17 protein-coding genes are annotated in these 16,964 nt (G+C 71.6%); 16 read left to right on the top strand and 1 reads right to left on the bottom strand.

Going from position 1 to position 16,964, the window contains the following annotated elements:
* Positions 1-172: 172 nt before the first annotated feature.
* The 13 genes from map to ACQYWQ_RS11355 all read left to right on the top strand — a co-directional run bounded on the left by map (position 173) and on the right by ACQYWQ_RS11355 (position 12,859).
* Positions 173-1,015 carry a type I methionyl aminopeptidase gene (gene map, locus ACQYWQ_RS11415; protein WP_431034255.1) on the top strand — a complete coding sequence of 281 codons (843 nt, stop codon included), beginning with the start codon at positions 173-175 and terminating at the stop codon, positions 1,013-1,015.
* Positions 1,016-1,271: 256 nt separating this feature from the next.
* Entirely contained in the window at positions 1,272-1,493 is a 222-nt protein-coding gene (gene infA, locus ACQYWQ_RS11410; RefSeq protein WP_003948620.1) for a translation initiation factor IF-1, read from the top strand.
* A 63-nt stretch (positions 1,494-1,556) separates the two neighbouring features.
* The gene (rpmJ, locus tag ACQYWQ_RS11405) at positions 1,557-1,670 is read left to right on the top strand and encodes a 50S ribosomal protein L36 (RefSeq protein ID WP_003974245.1); all 114 of its coding nucleotides are present in this window, start codon (positions 1,557-1,559) and stop codon (positions 1,668-1,670) included.
* Between the two features lie 225 nt (positions 1,671-1,895).
* Positions 1,896-2,276: a 30S ribosomal protein S13 gene (gene rpsM, locus ACQYWQ_RS11400; protein WP_030994294.1), complete on the top strand. Its 381-nt coding sequence runs from the start codon at positions 1,896-1,898 to the stop codon at positions 2,274-2,276.
* A 68-nt stretch (positions 2,277-2,344) separates the two neighbouring features.
* On the top strand, positions 2,345-2,749 hold the full coding sequence (gene rpsK / locus ACQYWQ_RS11395) for a 30S ribosomal protein S11 (protein WP_008747488.1): 405 nt from the start codon (positions 2,345-2,347) through the stop codon (positions 2,747-2,749).
* A 143-nt stretch (positions 2,750-2,892) separates the two neighbouring features.
* Positions 2,893-3,915, top strand: a complete 1,023-nt coding sequence (locus ACQYWQ_RS11390; protein WP_007826018.1) for a DNA-directed RNA polymerase subunit alpha — start codon at positions 2,893-2,895, stop codon at positions 3,913-3,915.
* Positions 3,916-4,247: 332 nt separating this feature from the next.
* Positions 4,248-4,712: a 50S ribosomal protein L17 gene (rplQ, locus tag ACQYWQ_RS11385; protein WP_431034252.1), complete on the top strand. Its 465-nt coding sequence runs from the start codon at positions 4,248-4,250 to the stop codon at positions 4,710-4,712.
* 80 nt (positions 4,713-4,792) lie between these two features.
* On the top strand, positions 4,793-5,647 hold the full coding sequence (truA, locus tag ACQYWQ_RS11380; protein ID WP_431034250.1) for a tRNA pseudouridine(38-40) synthase TruA: 855 nt from the start codon (positions 4,793-4,795) through the stop codon (positions 5,645-5,647).
* 115 nt (positions 5,648-5,762) lie between these two features.
* Positions 5,763-7,418, top strand: coding sequence for a glycosyltransferase family 2 protein (locus ACQYWQ_RS11375; protein WP_431034248.1), 1,656 nt, complete (start codon positions 5,763-5,765; stop codon positions 7,416-7,418).
* A gap of 25 nt (positions 7,419-7,443) precedes the next feature.
* The gene (locus tag ACQYWQ_RS11370) at positions 7,444-8,520 is read left to right on the top strand and encodes a glycoside hydrolase family 26 protein (RefSeq protein ID WP_431034247.1); all 1,077 of its coding nucleotides are present in this window, start codon (positions 7,444-7,446) and stop codon (positions 8,518-8,520) included.
* Entirely contained in the window at positions 8,520-10,253 is a 1,734-nt protein-coding gene (locus ACQYWQ_RS11365) for a glycosyltransferase family 39 protein (RefSeq protein WP_431034246.1), read from the top strand. Before ACQYWQ_RS11370 ends, ACQYWQ_RS11365 begins: the two co-directional genes overlap by 1 nt.
* Entirely contained in the window at positions 10,250-11,968 is a 1,719-nt protein-coding gene (locus ACQYWQ_RS11360) for a glycosyltransferase family 39 protein (RefSeq protein WP_431034244.1), read from the top strand. Before ACQYWQ_RS11365 ends, ACQYWQ_RS11360 begins: the two co-directional genes overlap by 4 nt.
* 39 nt (positions 11,969-12,007) lie before the next feature.
* A complete protein-coding gene (locus tag ACQYWQ_RS11355; protein ID WP_431034242.1) occupies positions 12,008-12,859 on the top strand; it encodes a polyprenol monophosphomannose synthase in 852 nt (283 codons plus the stop codon).
* A 194-nt stretch (positions 12,860-13,053) separates the two neighbouring features.
* On the opposite strand, the gene ACQYWQ_RS11350 is transcribed toward ACQYWQ_RS11355, so the two are convergent.
* Positions 13,054-13,947 (bottom strand): hypothetical protein, encoded by an 894-nt coding sequence (locus tag ACQYWQ_RS11350; protein ID WP_431034241.1) that lies wholly within the window; start codon positions 13,945-13,947, stop codon positions 13,054-13,056.
* Between the two features lie 299 nt (positions 13,948-14,246).
* On the opposite strand from ACQYWQ_RS11350, the gene rplM reads away from it, so the two are divergent.
* From rplM to glmM, 3 genes are all read left to right on the top strand, one after another.
* On the top strand, positions 14,247-14,690 hold the full coding sequence (gene rplM / locus ACQYWQ_RS11345) for a 50S ribosomal protein L13 (RefSeq protein ID WP_008747498.1): 444 nt from the start codon (positions 14,247-14,249) through the stop codon (positions 14,688-14,690).
* A gap of 42 nt (positions 14,691-14,732) precedes the next feature.
* A complete protein-coding gene (gene rpsI / locus ACQYWQ_RS11340; protein ID WP_431034240.1) occupies positions 14,733-15,248 on the top strand; it encodes a 30S ribosomal protein S9 in 516 nt (171 codons plus the stop codon).
* Between the two features lie 292 nt (positions 15,249-15,540).
* Positions 15,541-16,908, top strand: coding sequence for a phosphoglucosamine mutase (glmM, locus tag ACQYWQ_RS11335; RefSeq protein WP_431034238.1), 1,368 nt, complete (start codon positions 15,541-15,543; stop codon positions 16,906-16,908).
* The last annotated feature ends 56 nt before the right edge of the window (positions 16,909-16,964 follow it).

The raw sequence follows: 16,964 nt of genomic DNA, 5'->3' as shown, positions 1-16,964 counted from the left end.
CGTGTCCGTGGCGCGCTGTCGCCGCTCATGTCGTACGTGCTACGGCCGTGCCCCTTCGCGGGGCACGGCCGTAGTGTTGTGTCAGGGGGTACGGGGCGCGCTCGCCCGCCGGTGGCGCGTACCGCCCGCAGAGTTCTTTCCCGATCTACCAGGACAACAGGAGCCAGTGAGTATGGGCGGAGTCGAGATCAAGACCCCGGAGCAGATCGCGAAGATGCGTGAGGCGGGTCTTGTCGTCGCCGCCGTGCACCGCGCGACGCGCGAGGCGGCCGTGCCGGGGGCGAGTACGCGCGACCTCGACCAGGTGGCGCGCAAGGTGCTCGCCGAGCACGGCGCGAAGCCGAACTTCCTCGGGTACGGGGGCTTCCCCGCGACCATCTGCACCTCGGTGAACGACGTCGTGGTGCACGGCATCCCGGACGAGGAGACGGTGCTCAAGGACGGGGACCTCATCTCGATCGACGCCGGGGCCATCGTGGACGGCTGGCACGGGGACGCGGCCTTCACGGCCTTCGTGGGCTCGGGGCACGCTCCGGAGCTGGTCGAGCTGTCCCGGGTGACCGAGGAGTCGATGTGGGCCGGGATCGCCGCGATGAAGCTCGGCAACAGGCTCGTCGACGTCTCGCGCGCGATCGAGACGTACATCCGCAGGCAGCCGAAGCCGGGCGGCGGCAAGTACGGGATCATCGAGGACTACGGCGGGCACGGCATCGGTACCGCGATGCACATGGAGCCGCACCTGCTGAACTACGTCGAGCGGCGGCGCGGCAAGGGGCCGAAGCTCGTGCCGGGGTTCTGCCTCGCGATCGAGCCGATGGTCTCGCTCGGTTCGCCGAGGACGGAGGTCCTGGAGGACGAGTGGACGGTCGAGACGATCGACCACTCGTGGTCCTCGCACTGGGAGCACTCGGTCGCTCTGACCGCTGAGGGACCCATCGTCCTGACGGCCGAGGACGGCGGGAAGGCGAAGCTCGGGGCGATGGGGATCACCGTGGCGCCCGATCCGCTGGGCTGACCCCTTGTCCTCGGCCTCCCCCCCGCCTTCGGCCGGGGGGAGGCCGAGGACGGGCTTGAGGGATGTCCTCAATCGCCGGACGGGCTCCCTTTCGGGGTCTTGTCCGGCGATTGCTGGTTAGAGGGGCCCCTCTCGTGGGCAGGCATAGGCGATTCGTGTTTCTTCGAGGGGTGACGTAGACTCGGTCGTCGGCTCTCGTGTATCGGCATGCCCGCGACACGAGGTCGGCCAAGGTAGTCGATTCGAAGGGCGAAGCGTGGCCAAGAAGCAAGGTGCCATCGAGATCGAGGGCACTGTCGTCGAGTCTCTGCCGAACGCGATGTTCAAGGTCGAGCTCCAGAACGGCCACCAGGTCCTGGCACACATCAGCGGCAAGATGCGTATGCACTACATCCGCATCCTCCCTGACGACCGGGTCGTGGTGGAGCTGTCTCCGTACGACCTGACGCGTGGCCGGATCGTCTACCGGTACAAGTAGATCTGACCTCGCCCGCCCCCCGGCTCCCGTGGAGCGGGCACTGACCCGGAGAACCTCACAGCAATGAAGGTCAAGCCGAGCGTCAAGAAGATCTGCGACAAGTGCAGGGTGATCCGCCGTCACGGCCGGGTCATGGTCATCTGCGACAACCCGCGCCACAAGCAGCGCCAGGGCTGACCCAGACCCCTCCCCGCGTTCGCAGTTCTCTCGCGTGACGTAGCAAAGTACATATACGCAGGACCCGTCCCTCTTCTTCGCACCCACGGAGTGATCCGTCGGTCGAGGAGGGCGACACCCCCGGCTCGGAGGCCGGGGACCCAGTCCGTACCAGGCCCTCATGGCGGCCTCGGCGGTTGGGAGCGGTGCTGCGGCAGACCTCCGAAGCATTCACAGGAGCCTTGAATGGCACGCCTTGAAGGTGTGGACCTCCCGCGCGACAAGCGCGTCGAGGTCGCCCTCACGTACGTGTTCGGTATTGGCCGGACGCTGTCCAAGCAGACGCTGGCCGCGACCGGTGTCGACCCCAACACGCGCGTCCGCGACCTTGCCGAGGAAGACCTCGTCAAGATCCGCGAGTACGTGGACGCCAACATCCAGACCGAGGGTGACCTCCGTCGCGAGATCCAGGCCGACATCCGCCGCAAGGTCGAGATCGGCTGCTACCAGGGTCTTCGCCACCGTCGCGGCCTTCCCGTCCACGGCCAGCGCACCAGCACGAACGCCCGTACCCGTAAGGGCCCGCGTCGCGCGATCGCCGGCAAGAAGAAGCCGGGCAAGAAGTAGTCCTCAGCAGTCGACCGTCGATCGACAGCGTCGCGCTGTAGGACCGACCACCTCCACGGGAGTAATACATGCCTCCGAAGGGCCGTCAGGGCGCTACCAAGAAGGTGCGCCGCAAGGAAAAGAAGAACGTCGCTCACGGGCACGCCCACATCAAGAGCACGTTCAACAACACGATCATCTCGATCACCGACCCGACCGGGAACGTGATCTCCTGGGCCTCCGCCGGCCACGTCGGCTTCAAGGGCTCGCGCAAGTCCACCCCCTTCGCCGCGCAGATGGCCGCCGAGTCGGCCGCCCGTCGCGCGCAGGAGCACGGCATGCGCAAGGTCGACGTCTTCGTCAAGGGTCCCGGCTCCGGCCGTGAGACCGCGATCCGCTCGCTCCAGGCCACCGGCCTGGAGGTCGGCTCGATCCAGGACGTCACCCCCACGCCGCACAACGGCTGCCGTCCCCCCAAGCGCCGCCGCGTTTGAGTTGACTGCCGGGACCGCCGGTCCCGGATCGCCGTGAGGTGGTGCCGTACGGCCCTGGGGTGCACACCCCCGGGCCGTACGGCCGCCTCAGGCCCCCGTAGGGCGTCAAATAGTGGTCGCCCACGACAGAAGGAAAGACACGCATGCTGATCGCTCAGCGTCCGTCGCTGACCGAAGAGGTCGTCGACGAGTTCCGCTCGCGGTTCGTCATCGAGCCGCTTGAGCCGGGCTTCGGTTACACCCTCGGCAACTCCCTGCGCCGCACGCTCCTCTCCTCGATCCCGGGTGCCGCCGTCACCTCGATCCGGATCGACGGCGTCCTGCACGAGTTCACCACCGTGCCGGGTGTCAAGGAGGACGTGACCGACCTCATCCTCAACATCAAGCAGCTCGTCGTCTCCTCGGAGCACGACGAGCCGGTCGTGATGTACCTGCGCAAGCAGGGCCCGGGTGTCGTCACCGCCGCCGACATCGCGCCCCCGGCCGGTGTCGAGGTGCACAACCCCGACCTCGTGCTCGCCACGCTCAACGCCAAGGGCAAGCTGGAGATGGAGCTGACCGTCGAGCGCGGTCGCGGCTACGTCTCCGCCGTCCAGAACAAGCAGGCGGGCCAGGAGATCGGCCGTATCCCGGTCGACTCCATCTACTCCCCGGTGCTCAAGGTCACGTACAAGGTCGAGGCGACCCGTGTCGAGCAGCGCACCGACTTCGACAAGCTCATCGTCGACGTCGAGACGAAGCAGGCCATGCGGCCGCGTGACGCGATGGCGTCGGCCGGCAAGACGCTGGTCGAGCTGTTCGGTCTCGCGCGCGAGCTGAACGTCGACGCCGAGGGCATCGACATGGGCCCGTCCCCGACGGACGCCGCGCTCGCCGCCGACCTCGCGCTCCCGATCGAGGAGCTGGAGCTGACGGTCCGCTCGTACAACTGCCTCAAGCGCGAAGGCATCCACTCGGTCGGCGAGCTGGTTGCCCGTTCCGAGGCCGACCTGCTCGACATCCGCAACTTCGGTGCGAAGTCGATCGACGAGGTCAAGGCGAAGCTCGCGGGTATGGGCCTCGCGCTCAAGGACTCGCCTCCCGGCTTCGACCCGACGTCGGCCGCCGACACGTTCGGCGCGGACGACGACGCGGACGCCGGGTTCGTGGAGACCGAGCAGTACTGAGTTCCGGGGCGGGGGCGGGATTTCTGGTCTCGCCTCCGGCTCGGTTGTCCTCAAGCGCCGGACGGGCTGGGTCTTGTTCGGCGGGATGTCGGGTGCGGGTGCTTTCGTGCTTCGCGCTCGTCCTCAAGCGCCGGACGGGCTGGATTTTGTTCGGCGGGATGTCGGGTGCGGGTGCTTTCGTGCTTCGCGCTCGTCCCCAAGCGCCGGGCGGGCTGGATGTTGCCCGTACCGGATTCCGGACTTCGGGCCGGATCTCCGTCGGGGGGTTTCCTCCGCGCGGACACTGACGTCGGTACCTCGTACGGCCGGCGCAGACACATGAGGAGTTCGATATGCCCAGGCCCACCAAGGGTGCTCGTCTCGGCGGCGGTGCCGCGCACGAGAAGCTGCTGCTCGCGAACCTCGCGAAGGCGCTGTTCGAGCACGGCAGGATCACCACGACCGAGGCGAAGGCGCGGCGGCTGCGGCCCTACGCCGAGCGTCTGGTGACCAAGGCGAAGAAGGGCGACCTTCACAACCGCCGTCAGGTTCTCCAGGTCATCACCGACAAGAGCGTCGTCCACACGCTCTTCACGGAGATCGGCCCGCGGTACGAGAACCGCCCGGGTGGCTACACCCGCATCACCAAGATCGGCAACCGTCGTGGCGACAACGCCCCGATGGCGGTCATCGAGCTGGTCGAGGCCCTGACCGTGGCCCAGCAGGCCACCGGTGAGGCCGAGGCCGCGACGAAGCGCGCGGTCAAGGAGGACGAGGCGAAGGCTGCCGAGTCCACCGAGGAGTCGAAGGACGCCTGAGTCCCCGGACTCGAAAACTGACAGCGGGCCCGTCCCTTCGGGGGCGGGCCCGCTGCCGTACCACAGAAGGGATCACGGTCGTGCGGCTGCGGCTGGACTTGAGTTACGACGGCGCGGAGTTCCACGGCTGGGCGCGGCAGCCCGGCGGGCGGCGCACGGTGCAGGAGACGCTGGAGGAGGCGCTCCGCGTCGTCACGCGCGCCCCCGCCCCGTACGAGCTGACCGTCGCGGGGCGGACGGACGCCGGGGTGCACGCGCGCGGGCAGGTCGCGCACGTCGAGATGGCGGACGAGGTGTGGGCCGAGCACGGCGAGAAGCTGCTCAAGCGGCTCGCGGGGCGGCTGCCGAAGGACGTACGGGTGTGGCGGGTCGCCCCGGCGCCCGAGGGGTTCGACGCGCGGTTCTCGGCGATCTGGCGGCGGTACGCGTACCGCGTCGCCGACCAGGCGGGCGGCGTGGACCCGCTGCTCCGCGGCCACGTGCTGTGGCACGACCGGCCGCTCGACATCGACGCGATGAACGAGGCGGCCGAGGGGCTGCTCGGGGAGCACGACTTCGCCGCGTACTGCAAGAAGCGCGAGGGCGCGACGACCATCCGCGAGATGCAGCAGCTCTTCTGGACCAGGCGCGCGGACGGCGTCCTGGAGGCGACCGTGCGCGCGGACGCCTTCTGTCACAACATGGTGCGCTCGCTCGTCGGGGCGCTGCTCTTCGTCGGGGACGGGCACAGGCCGCCCTCGTGGCCGGCGAAGGTGCTCGCCGCGGGGGTGCGGGACTCGGCGGTGCACGTCGTACGGCCCGTGGGGCTCACGCTCGAAGAGGTCGGGTACCCGGCCGACGAACTGCTCGCCGCGCGCAGTGCCGAGGCGCGGAACATGCGCACGCTCAGGACGGCGGCCGACGCCCCGTCGGGCGGGTGCGCGGGGTGTGACTGAGAAGGGGGCGGTGCGAGCGGCGTGTCCACCTCGCTCGTATATGCTCGCGAACTCCGGGTGAGTCCTTCGAACGGCTCGCCGAAGAGTTCGGGGTCCTCGGGACCCGGGGGTGGGTATGAGCGCCGTCCATTCCGCATCGCGCGAGACGCCGCAGCCCGGGCGCAGGCGGCGGGCAGGCGGGGGCGCGGCGGAGTGGCGCCGGGCGGTGGCGCACAGCCACGGGCTGCTGCCGCAGCCGCCCGACGACCGTGAGAAGTACTCCTACGCGCAGCGCAACCGCTGGGTCCTGACGCTCGGTTCGTTCATCAGCTTCGCGTGCCTGGGCGTCAGTCAGCTCATGTTCACGGCGTCGAGCCCCTGGTTCTGGGTCATGATGCCGCTGCTCGCCTTCGTCGTCGTCGACTACCTGCTCTCCTTCGTGCTCGACAGCTTCAGCAAGGACTTCGACCTCAAGAAGCACCGGGCGCTCGTGCGGTCCTGGCGGCCCGCCACGTACCCGAGCGTGGATGTGTTCCTGCCGGTGTGCGGGGAGCCGATCGAGGTCCTGCACAACACGTGGACGCACGTGCGCGCGCTGAGCGGTACGTACGCGGGCCCCGTCCGGGTGCACGTGCTCGACGACGCGGACGACGCGGACGTGGCGCGGATGGCCGCCGACTTCGGCTTCGGCTACCTCGTGCGCCCCAACCGGGGCTGGTTCAAGAAGGCGGGGAATCTGCGGTACGCCTTCGAGCGCACCCACGGCGACCACATCCTCATCCTGGACGCCGACTTCGCCCCGCGCGCCGACCTCCTCGACGAACTGCTCCCGCACCTGGACGAGGAGCGGGTGGCGATCGTGCAGTCGCCGCAGTTCTTCCGCATCGTGGACCGGCAGAACTGGATCGAGCGCGGCGCGGGAGCGGTGCAGGAGCAGTTCTACCGCTCCGTGCAGACCTCGCGCGAGGACAAGGACGGCTCCATCTGCGTCGGTTCCTGCGCCGTCTACCGGCGTGCCGCGCTCGACGAGATCGGGGGCATCTCGCTCATCGAGCACTCCGAGGACATGTACACGGGCTTCGACCTGCGGGCGCTCGGCTGGAAGCTGCGGTACGTGCCCGTCGCGCTCTCCGCCGGGGTCTGCCCCGACACCGCGGGGGCCTTCCACAACCAGCAGTACCGCTGGTGCATGGGCTCCCTGTCGCTCCTGACGTCGAAGTCCTTCTGGCACATGGACCTCAGGTTCCTCACGCGGCTCTGCTACGTCTCGGGCTTCCTCTACTACCTCCAGACGGCGCTGCTCACCTTCATCGCCCCGCTCATCCCGCTCTCGCTGCTCCTGCTCCGCCCCGACCTGCTGCGCGCGCAGGCAGGACTGCTGGTCCTGCCGAGCGTCTTCTACGTGACGCTCGTGCTGCCGCTGTGGCACCGCGCCCCCTACCGGCTCGAAGCCTGGGCGGTGCGGATCATGTACGGCTGGTCGCACGTCTTCGCGGTGTGGGACGTGCTCCGCGGGCGGCCGATGGGCTGGAAGCCGACGGGCTCGGACGGCGCGAAGAAGAACGGCATGGGCCGCTACTGGGCCGGGATGATCGGCTGGACGGGCGGCACCGCCGTGCTGTGGGTCGGGGTCTCCGGCTGGCGCCTGCTCACGGGCTACCCGCCGGACTACGCCCTCATGCTCTCCGGCGGGCTCTTCTACGCGGCCGTCGTCGCCCGCGTCCTCGTACAACCGCGTGCCGCCCGGGCGCAGGCCCCGCTGCCGCCCACCCCTCAGGAAGCCCTCGTATGACCTTCTCCCCCCAGGGAGTTCCCGCATGATGTCCCCCCACGCCACCGCGTTCCCGCGCCGGGCCGCGCTGCGTGCCCTCGCGGGCACCGCCGTGCTCGGTGCCGCCGGCTGCTCCGTCTTCGGCGACGAGGGCAGGTCGCAGTACGCGCGGGCGCAAGGCCACTCGGACGCGACAGCCTCGACGGGCACGGGCGGCGCCCCCTCGCCGAAGCCGAGCGAACTCCCCTACGACGTGCGGCCGCTGCTCGCCCCGGCGAAGAAGTACTTCGGTGTCGCGCTCGACGGGGCGCCCGCCTCGGTCGCCCCGCTCGCGCGCTTCGCGCAGCAGGCGGGCAAGAAGCCCGACCTCGTCGAGTTCTACTCGGCGTGGGGCGACGCCTACGAGACGCGGCTGGCCGTCAACGCCTGGGACTACGGGGCGCTCCCCTACCTCGCCTGGGAGCCCTTCACGAAGACGCTCCAGCAGATCGGCGCGGGCAAGGACGACCGGTACATCCGCGGGTTCGCGCGGGACGTGCGCGACCTCAACCAGCCCGTCGCGCTCAGCTTCGCGCACGAGATGAACGGCCACTGGTACCCCTGGGGAAGCAAGAAGGCCACCCCTGCCGCGTTCGTGCGCGCCTGGCGGCACCTCCACGACGTCTTCGCCGACGAGGGCGCGACGCAGGTGATCTGGGTGTGGAGCCCGAACGTGATCAACCCGGTGCCCGACGTGCGGCTGCGCCCGTACTGGCCGGGGGACGCGTACGTCGACTGGGTCGGCGTCATCGGCTACTACGGCGCCGACGGGCCCTCGACCTTCGAGACGCTGTACGGGCCGACGATGGACGAGGTGCGCGCCTTCACGAGGAAGCCCTTCCTCATCGCCGAGACGGCCTCCGAGGACACCCCGCGCAAACCCGCCGACATCCACGACCTCTTCGCGGGCGTCCGGAAGCGCGACGACGTGCTCGGGCACGTGTGGTTCGACTTCGACAAGGAGGCCGACTGGCGCATCGCGAGCGATCCGGCGGCCGAGGCGGCGTACCGGCGCGAGGCGGCGGCGCCCTCGTACGGCTTCGACGTGCGGGCGGCGGGCAAGGGCGGGAGGTCGGGCCGCTGATGGACCCCTGGCCCCCCACCGCGCACCCCGGTTCGACCGCGCACCCCGACGCCACCGCGCACCCCGGTTCGACCGCGCACCCCGGCCCCACCGCGCACCCCGACGCAGCCGACCCCGCCTTCGATCCCCCCACCCAGAACCTCGCCCGCGTCCACGCCCCCGACCCCTTCGACCTCAACCCGCGGCGCGCGCCCGTGGCCGGGTACCGCGTGCCCGACGTGCCCGAGTCGGCGTGGTCCGTCGACACCCGCAGGTCGACGCTCCTCAGCAGGGGCGCGCTCCTGTGCGTGCTCCTCGTGCAGGCCGTCCTCACCCTGCGGCTCGGTGGCTCCGTCTTCCAGGACGAGGCGCTCTACATCGCCTCGGGCCACTACGAACTCGCCAACCTGCTCCACGGCACCCCGCTGCCCGTGGACTTCGCCGACTACTTCTCCGGGCACCCCAAGCTCTACCCGGTGCTCGCCGCGCTCGTCGACGACCGGCTCGGGCTCTCCGGGGTCCGCTTCCTGAGCCTCCTCTTCCTCCTCACCACGACGGCGCTCCTGTACGCGAGCACGCGCCGCCTGTTCAACGCGCGCTCCGCGCTCGGCGCCGCCGCGCTCTTCGCCGTCGTGCAGCCGACCCTCACGCTCGGCCGCCTCGCGACGTACGACGGCGCCGCGCTCTTCCTGCTCGCGCTCGGCCTGTGGCTCGTCGTGCGCACCGGGCGCCTGCGCGTGCCCGCCGTGCTGCTCGCGGCGCCGCCCATCGCGCTCGCGTGCGGCGTGAAGTACGCGGCCGCCCTGTACGTACCGACGCTCGTGCTCCTCGCCGTGCTCACCGCGTACCGGCAGCGCGGCGCGCGCACGCTGCTGCGCGGCGTCGTGCTCGGGCTCGGCGTCCTCGCGCTGCTCGGCGTCGGCTACGCGCTCTCCGGGCCGCTCGGCGGCATCACCTCGACCACGACCGACCGCGCGCACGGCGGCGACCCGGCGAGCAGGCTGCTCGACCACAGCGCCCAGTGGGGCGGGCTGCTCGTGCTCACCGCGGCGGGCGGCAGTATCGCGTACGTCCTGCGGGCGCGCATGGTCGAGATGCCGTGGGTACGGGGCAGCACGCCGGGCCGCTGGCGGCGCGCGCTGCTCGGGGTCCTCCTCACGGGGACCGCGTTCCTCGCGCCCGCGTACCAGATCCACCTCCAGACGGAGGTCTCGCTCTTCAAGCACGTCGGCTTCGGGCTGCTCTTCGCCGCGCCGATGGCAGGGCTCGGCATGTCCCGGCTCATCGGGCCGCACTTCCGCAACCCGCAGCTCGGGATCATGCTCTTCGTGCTGACGCTCGTGCTCGGCATGGTGCAGGCGCAGAACGCGTTCAGCTGGCCGGACGCGCGCGGCCCCGCGACGTACCTGCGCACGATCGTGGACCGCAAGGGCCTCTACCTCGCCGAGGAGTCCGAGGTGCCCGCGTACCTGCTGCGCGACCGCACCGGCTGGAACCAGTGGGTCAACACGACCTTCTTCCCGTACACGGCGAAGGACGGCAAGCGGTACGAGGGGGCCGACCCGGCCGGTTTCGCCGCGGCCGTGCGTGACGCGCGCTTCGACGCGATCATGCTGCGCGGCGGTGTGACGCCCGAGGTCGACGCGGCCGTCGAGAAGGCGCTGCGCGGCAACCCGCACTACCGGCTGACGGGGCGCTTTCCCACCACGACGAGCAGCGGGGACTCGGTCTACCGGATATGGGTCAAACAGTGAACCGATCGCCGGGGCGTGAGCCGTCTTCGAACCGGCTGCCGGAGCGGGGGACGGCCTTCGACGGCGAGTCCGAGTCGACCCGCACCATGAGCCTCTTCCTGCCCAGTCAGCTGCGCCGCGCCGCCGACGCCGCCGCGCGGGCCCCGCAGGCCCCGCGCCCCGCCGTGCCACGCGAGGACGGGCCCGCCGAGCCGCCCGCGCCGCGCCGCGACAGGGGAGGGTGGCGCACCTCCGCGCCCGTCTTCGCGCTGCCCACGCTGCTCGCGCTCGTCATGCTCCTGCCGGGGCTCGGCGACCGGCAGCTGTGGCGCGACGAGCACGCCACGTGGTGGGCGTCCTCGCTGTCGCTGCACGACCTGAGCGTCCTCACCAAGTCGATCGACATCGTCTTCATCCCGTACTACCTCGGGATGCACGTCTGGATCGCCCTCTTCGGCGACTCCGAGACCGCCCTGCGCGTCCCGGGCGCGCTCGCGATGGCGGCCGCCGCCGGGCTGCTCGGGCTGCTCGGGCGGCACCTGTTCACCGCGCGCGTCGGGCTCGTCGCCGGGCTCGCCTTCGCCGTGGTCCCCGGGATCACGCGGTACGGGCAGGAAGTGCGCCCGTACGCCTTCGCCGTCGCCGCCGTGCTCCTGTCGACGCTGCTGCTCCTGCGGCTGCTCGAACGCCACGGCTTCAAGGGCTGGTGCGCCTACGCGCTCACCGTGCCGCTCATCGGCTGGAGCCACCTCGCCTCGCTGTGCGTCCTCGCCGCCCACCTCGCGCTCGTCGCCCGCGCCCGCCGCGCGGGCGACCGCATCGCGGGCTGGGCGTGGACGGCGGCCGCGCTCATCGGGCTGTGCCTCGTGCTGCCGATGGCGCTCGCGGGCAGCGGCCAGAGCGGGCAGATCGCGTGGAACAACCCGACCCTCCACGACCTGCGGACGTACCCGGAGCAGCTCTTCGGAAGCTGGGCGGTCGCCGTCCCCGTCCTGGTCCTCGCGGTCGTCGGCGCGTGCCTCGCACGCGACTACGTGCTGCCCTTCGCGCTGTGGGCGGTGCTCCCGCCGCTGCTCACCTTCGCGACGGCGGCGCAGCTCCACCTCTTCCTGCCGCGCTACCTGCTCTTCACCGTGCCCGCCTGGGTGCTGCTCGCGGCCGCCGCGCTCGGGCGCGCGGGCGGGCGACTGAGCGGCGGGGGGCCGCGTGCGCTGCGTGCCGCGGGGCTCGTCCTCGGGCTCGTCGCCGTCGCCGGGCTCACCGTCGCCGCGCAGCCGGGGCTGCGGACCGCGCGCGCCGACATCGCGGGCGAGCCGGACTTCCGGGGGGCCGCCGCGTACCTGCTCGCCCACCAGAAGAAGGGCGACGCGCTCGCGTACGGCGGCGAGTTCTCCGAGCGGCGCGCGCTCGACTACGAGCTGCGCGACGCCCCGGCGCGGCCCAAGGACGTCCTCGTCCACAGGACCCCGCAGGAGCTGGGGTCCTACGGGGCGCAGGAGTGCCCACGCCCGGCGCGCTGCCTCGCCACGACGAAGCGCCTGTGGCTCGTTTCGACCTCGTTCGGCGACGACCCGTACGCGGACATGCCGCGCGCCAACGCGAAGGCGATCCGCGCCGGTTTCCGCCTCGCGGGCACCAAGCGGCTCCACCACGTCAAGGTCCTGCTGTTCACCCGCAGCGTGGTGGAACGCCCCCGTGACGACGGCGCCGCCGACCGCGCGGTGCACGCCTCCTGACCTCCCCTTTCCCGTCCCTTTCCGCCGAGGAGCAAGCCGTTGAGCCAGTCGTCAGCCGCACCGGACACGCCGGAGAACGCCGCATCGGACGCGCCGGAGGTGCTGGAGGCGCCGGAGAACGCGGCTCAGGACGCGGCGCAGGACGACGCCGCGCGCGTCACCGTCGTCATGCCCACGTACAACGAGGCGGCGAACCTGCCGCGCATGGCGGAGGCGGTGCTCGCGCTGCCGCTGCCCGGGCTCCAGCTGAAGATCGTCGACGACTCCAGCCCGGACGGGACGGGGCGGCTGGCGGACGAGCTGGCGGAGAAGTACAACGCGGGCGGTGGGGCGGGGCGGCCGCGCATGACCGTGCTGCACCGCACGGAGAAGGACGGCCTCGGGCGCGCGTACGTCGCCGGGATGAGCGCGGCGCTCGACGAGGACGCCGAGTTCGTCGTGCAGATGGACGCCGACGGGAGCCACCCCGTCGAGGCCGTCGTACGGATGCTCGCCGCCGCGCGCGCCGAGGAAGCGGGGCTCGTCGTGGGCAGCCGCTACGTCGAGGGCGGGCAGCTCGACGAGGAGTGGGGCCGCCACCGCGTGCTGCTCTCGCGCTTCGCCAACGCCTACGCGCGCGCCGTGCTCGGCAGTGACATCCGCGACATCACGGCGGGCTACAACCTGTGGTCGGCCGCGACCCTGCGCGACATCGACCTCGCGACGCTCGACAGCGCGGGCTACAGCTTCCAGGTCGAGCTGAAGTACAGGGCGACGCGCGCCGGGCACCGCGCCGTCGAGGTCCCGATCCGCTTCGAGGAGCGGACCGAGGGCGCGTCCAAGATGACGCTGCGGACGCAGCTGGAGAGCGCCCTCGTGCCGCTGCGGCTGCGGATGCGCGGGGACCGCTGAGCCCGTCCGCGAGCCCCTGCGGGGCCCTGCGGGGTCCTACGGGGCGGGGAGGCCGCCGCCTACGGGGCGGGGAGGCCGCCGCCTACGGGGCGGGGAGGCCGCCGCCTACGGGGCGGGGAGGCCGCCGCCTACGGGGCGGGGAGGCCGCCGCCTACGGGGCGGGGAGGCCGCCGCCTACGGGGCGGGGAGGCCGCCTACGGGGCGGGGGAGGCCGCCGCCTTCGACGCGGCGGCGACGCCGCGGGCGTAGATCTGCCGGAAGGTGTACGTGGACAGCTCGTCGCCCGCGCGGAAGACGTCCGTGTCGGCCTTCGTGACCGCCTTGCCGTTCCCGAAACCGCCGACCGTCAGGTAGACGTACCGGGCGAAGGCGTTGGTGGTGCTGCGGCACACCGTCGTACGGCAGAAGACAGGGACCCCGGAGCCCGGCAGCGAGGTGACGTTCCCGCGCGCCTGCTCCTTCGCCTTCGCCGCCGCCTCCGCCGAGTCGAAGACGGCGACACCGACCGTGACGGCGACGCCGCCCTTCGTGTACGTCGCGCGCAGCAGCTGCCGGCAGCCGTTCGCCTTGAGCACCCCGCCGAGCGCGCCCTGGGCGGCCGCCGCGCAGTCGCCCGTCGCCGCCAGGGGCCCCTTCTTGTACGTACCGCCGTCGAGCCGCACCTCCTCGCCGGGGAAGAGGCCCGCCGCGGTGAGCGGGGCGGTGTCCCTGGCCGCGCTGTTGAGGTACTCGCTGGGGCTCGGCACGGGGCGCGGCGCGACCGAGGAGAAGCGGGGGCTCGCGCTCCTGGAGGGGCTGGGGAGCGTCGCCGTGGGCGGCAGGCTCTTGTGCGCGGCGTCGCTCTTCGTGCCGTCGTCCTTGTTCACCGTGACGACGACGGTCGCGACGATCGCGGCGACGAGCCCGGTGGCGATGACGCCGAAGGCCGTCCACAGGACCGTTCTGCGGCGCTTCGTACGGGCGTTGTCCTCCGCGAGCGCGTTCCAGTCCGGGGTCTGCCGCCCCGTGCCGAAGCCGCCGCCTCCACCGCCCCCGCCGCGTCCGTCACCGCGTCCGTCACTGTGGGGTCCCCCGTGCCCAAAGCTCATGGCGCGCATACTAGTCACACCACGGGCACGCGGATCTCGGTGCGACGGGGGCGGCGATTTTGACCCGTACGGGGACTGGCGGGTAGCCTGGCTTCTCGTTGTGTATTGGCTTGCTCATTCTCACGTGAGGGGCCCTTACACCGGTCCACCAAGCCGATGACCAGCGGTACGCACGCGTTTGCGTCGACGAGTGCGTCCAGGGCTGTCGTGATCGTCCGTGGTGGCCATGTCAGGACCCCCTCCCTGGCCGCTCTCGGTCCGGGGGACACCCATCACAGAAGAAGCGAAGGCTACGACCAGTGCGTACGTACAGCCCCAAGCCCGGCGATGTGACTCGCCAGTGGCACGTCATCGACGCCCGGGACGTTGTCCTGGGCCGTCTGGCGTCGACCGCCGCCAGCCTCCTGCGGGGCAAGCACAAGCCGATCTACGCCCCTCACGTCGACACCGGTGACTTCGTCGTCATCATCAACGCCGACAAGGTGCACCTCTCGGGCAACAAGCGGACCCAGAAGCTCGCCTACCGTCACTCGGGTTACCCGGGCGGTCTGCGTTCGGTCCGTTACGACGACCTCCTCGCGAACAACCCCGAGAAGGCCGTCGAGAAGGCCGTCAAGGGCATGCTCCCGAAGAACACCCTCGGCCGTCAGATGCTCTCGAAGCTGAAGGTCTACGCGGGCGAGCAGCACCCGCACGGTGCGCAGCAGCCGCAGCCGTTCGAGATCACTCAGGTCGCGCAGTAAGTCCGGCCACCCCCTAAGACACAGAGAATTCTGAGGAGCATCGTGGCCGAGACCACCGCCGAGCAGCCGATCGAAGAGGCTGTCGACGTCGAGCAGTACACCACCGAGTCCGAGGTCCCCGTCGAGGGCGAGTACACCTCGGAGTCCCTTGCCTCCGCCTTCGGCGAGCCGCAGCCGGCCGCCGGCCTTGGCCGTCGCAAGAACGCCATCGCCCGCGTCCGGATCGTCCCGGGCTCCGGCAAGTGGAAGATCAACGGGCGCACCCTTGAGGACTACTTCCCCAACAAGGTGCACCAGCAGGAAGTCAACGAGCCCTTCAAGGTGCTCGAACTCGACAACCGCTACGACGTCATCGCCCGTATCTCGGGTGGCGGCGTCTCGGGTCAGGCCGGCGCCCTGCGCCTCGGCGTGGCCCGCGCGCTGAACGAGGCCGACGTGGACAACAACCGCGGCGCCCTCAAGAAGGCGGGCTTCCTCCGCCGCGACGACCGTGCCGTCGAGCGCAAGAAGGCCGGTCTCAAGAAGGCCCGCAAGGCCCCGCAGTACAGCAAGCGCTGATCGCGGCCCCTGCCGTATCGCTTGTTCGCCCCGGCGGCACGTTTCGTGTCGTCGGGGCGTTCGCGTCCCCGGGCGGGCCCGGCGGAGGGGTGGGGGTGCCGGGCGGCCCGGCGGATGGGCAGGTGGCAGGGCGGGCCGGCCGATGGGCAGGGGGCCGGGCGGGCCCGGCGGATGGGCGAGGTCCCCAGGGGAACCCGGCGTATGCGGTATGACGTATAACAACTGATGTGCGAAGTGCGGCGGCCCGGTGAACAGGCGGGGCCGCTCGTGACAGCGAGCGGGAGGAATCCAGGTGGGACGGCTCTTCGGGACGGACGGCGTACGCGGGGTCGCGGGCGTCGATCTGACGGCCGAGCTGGCGCTCGGGCTCGCGGTCGCGGCCGCACACGTACTCGGCGAGGTGGGGAGCAGGCCGGGACACAGGCCGACCGCCGTGGTGGGGCGTGATCCGCGTGCTTCGGGCGAGTTCCTGGAGTCCGCCGTGGTCGCGGGGCTCGCGAGCGCCGGGGTCGACGTGCTGCGCGTCGGCGTGCTGCCGACGCCCGCCATCGCGCACCTGACCGGCGTCCTCGGAGCCGACTTCGGCGTCATGCTCTCGGCCAGCCACAACGCCATGCCGGACAACGGCATCAAGTTCCTGGCGCGCGGCGGGCACAAGCTCGCCGACGAGCTGGAGGACCGCATCGAGGCCCAGTACCACCGCCACCGCGAGCCCGGGGCCACCGAGTGGTCGCGGCCCACCGGCGCCGGCGTCGGCAGGGTCCGCGACTACGACGAGGGCTTCGACCAGTACGTGGCGCACCTCGTCGCCGTACTCCCCAACCGCCTCGACGGCCTCCGCGTCGTGCTCGACGAGGCGCACGGCGCGGCGGCGCGCGTCTCGCCCGAGGCCTTCGCGCGCGCGGGGGCCGAGGTCATCACGACGATCGGCACCGAGCCCGACGGCCTCAACATCAACGACGGCGTCGGGTCCACGCACCTCGCCCAGCTCCAGGCCGCCGTCGTCGCCCACCGCGCGGACTTCGGCATCGCGCACGACGGCGACGCCGACCGCTGCCTCGCCGTCGACGCCGAGGGCCGCGAGGTCGACGGGGACCAGATCCTCGCCGTCCTCGCGCTCGCGATGCGCGAACACGGCACGCTCCGCAAGAACACCGTCGTCGCCACCGTCATGTCGAACCTCGGCTTCAAGCTCGCGATGGAGCGCGAGGGCGTGCACTTCGAGGAGACGGGCGTCGGCGACCGGTACGTGCTCGAACGCATGAAGGCGGAGGGGTACGCGCTCGGGGGCGAGCAGTCCGGGCACGTCATCCTCCTCGACCACGCGACGACGGGCGACGGCACGCTGACCGGGCTCATGCTCGCCGCGCGCATGGCCGAGACCGGGCGTTCCCTCGCCGACCTCGCCTCGGTCGTGACGCGCCTGCCGCAGGTCCTCGTCAACGTCCCCGACGTCGACAAGTCGCGCGTCGCCTCGGCCCCGGAACTGCGCACCGCCGTCGAGGAGGCCGAGCACGCGCTCGGCACGACGGGCCGTGTCCTGCTCCGTCCCTCGGGCACGGAGCCGCTGGTACGGGTCATGGTCGAGGCGGCGGACATCGAGCAGGCCCGCTCCGTGGCGAGCGGGCTCGCCGACGTCGTGAAGTCGACGCTGGGCTGAGCGACGGTACGGGCAACAGGGCGGGGGCGGACGGTCGTTCGCCCCCGCCCCGCCGT

The organism is Streptomyces sp. P6-2-1 (assembly GCF_050613165.1).
In the GTDB taxonomy this organism is placed as follows: domain Bacteria; phylum Actinomycetota; class Actinomycetes; order Streptomycetales; family Streptomycetaceae; genus Streptomyces.
The sequence above is the reverse complement of the archived record's forward strand: the minus strand, read 5'-3'. Positions and strand labels throughout refer to the sequence as shown.

Coding starts and splice junctions, on each gene's coding strand:
- ACQYWQ_RS11350 (WP_431034241.1), bottom strand. CDS start 13,947: ATGAGCTTTGGGCACGGGGGACCCCACAGTGACGGACGCGGTGACGGA.
- ACQYWQ_RS11390 (WP_007826018.1), top strand. CDS start 2,893: ATGCTGATCGCTCAGCGTCCGTCGCTGACCGAAGAGGTCGTCGACGAG.
- ACQYWQ_RS11365 (WP_431034246.1), top strand. CDS start 8,520: ATGGACCCCTGGCCCCCCACCGCGCACCCCGGTTCGACCGCGCACCCC.
- ACQYWQ_RS11370 (WP_431034247.1), top strand. CDS start 7,444: ATGATGTCCCCCCACGCCACCGCGTTCCCGCGCCGGGCCGCGCTGCGT.
- map (WP_431034255.1), top strand. CDS start 173: ATGGGCGGAGTCGAGATCAAGACCCCGGAGCAGATCGCGAAGATGCGT.
- rpsK (WP_008747488.1), top strand. CDS start 2,345: ATGCCTCCGAAGGGCCGTCAGGGCGCTACCAAGAAGGTGCGCCGCAAG.
- rpmJ (WP_003974245.1), top strand. CDS start 1,557: ATGAAGGTCAAGCCGAGCGTCAAGAAGATCTGCGACAAGTGCAGGGTG.
- rpsM (WP_030994294.1), top strand. CDS start 1,896: ATGGCACGCCTTGAAGGTGTGGACCTCCCGCGCGACAAGCGCGTCGAG.
- rplQ (WP_431034252.1), top strand. CDS start 4,248: ATGCCCAGGCCCACCAAGGGTGCTCGTCTCGGCGGCGGTGCCGCGCAC.
- ACQYWQ_RS11375 (WP_431034248.1), top strand. CDS start 5,763: ATGAGCGCCGTCCATTCCGCATCGCGCGAGACGCCGCAGCCCGGGCGC.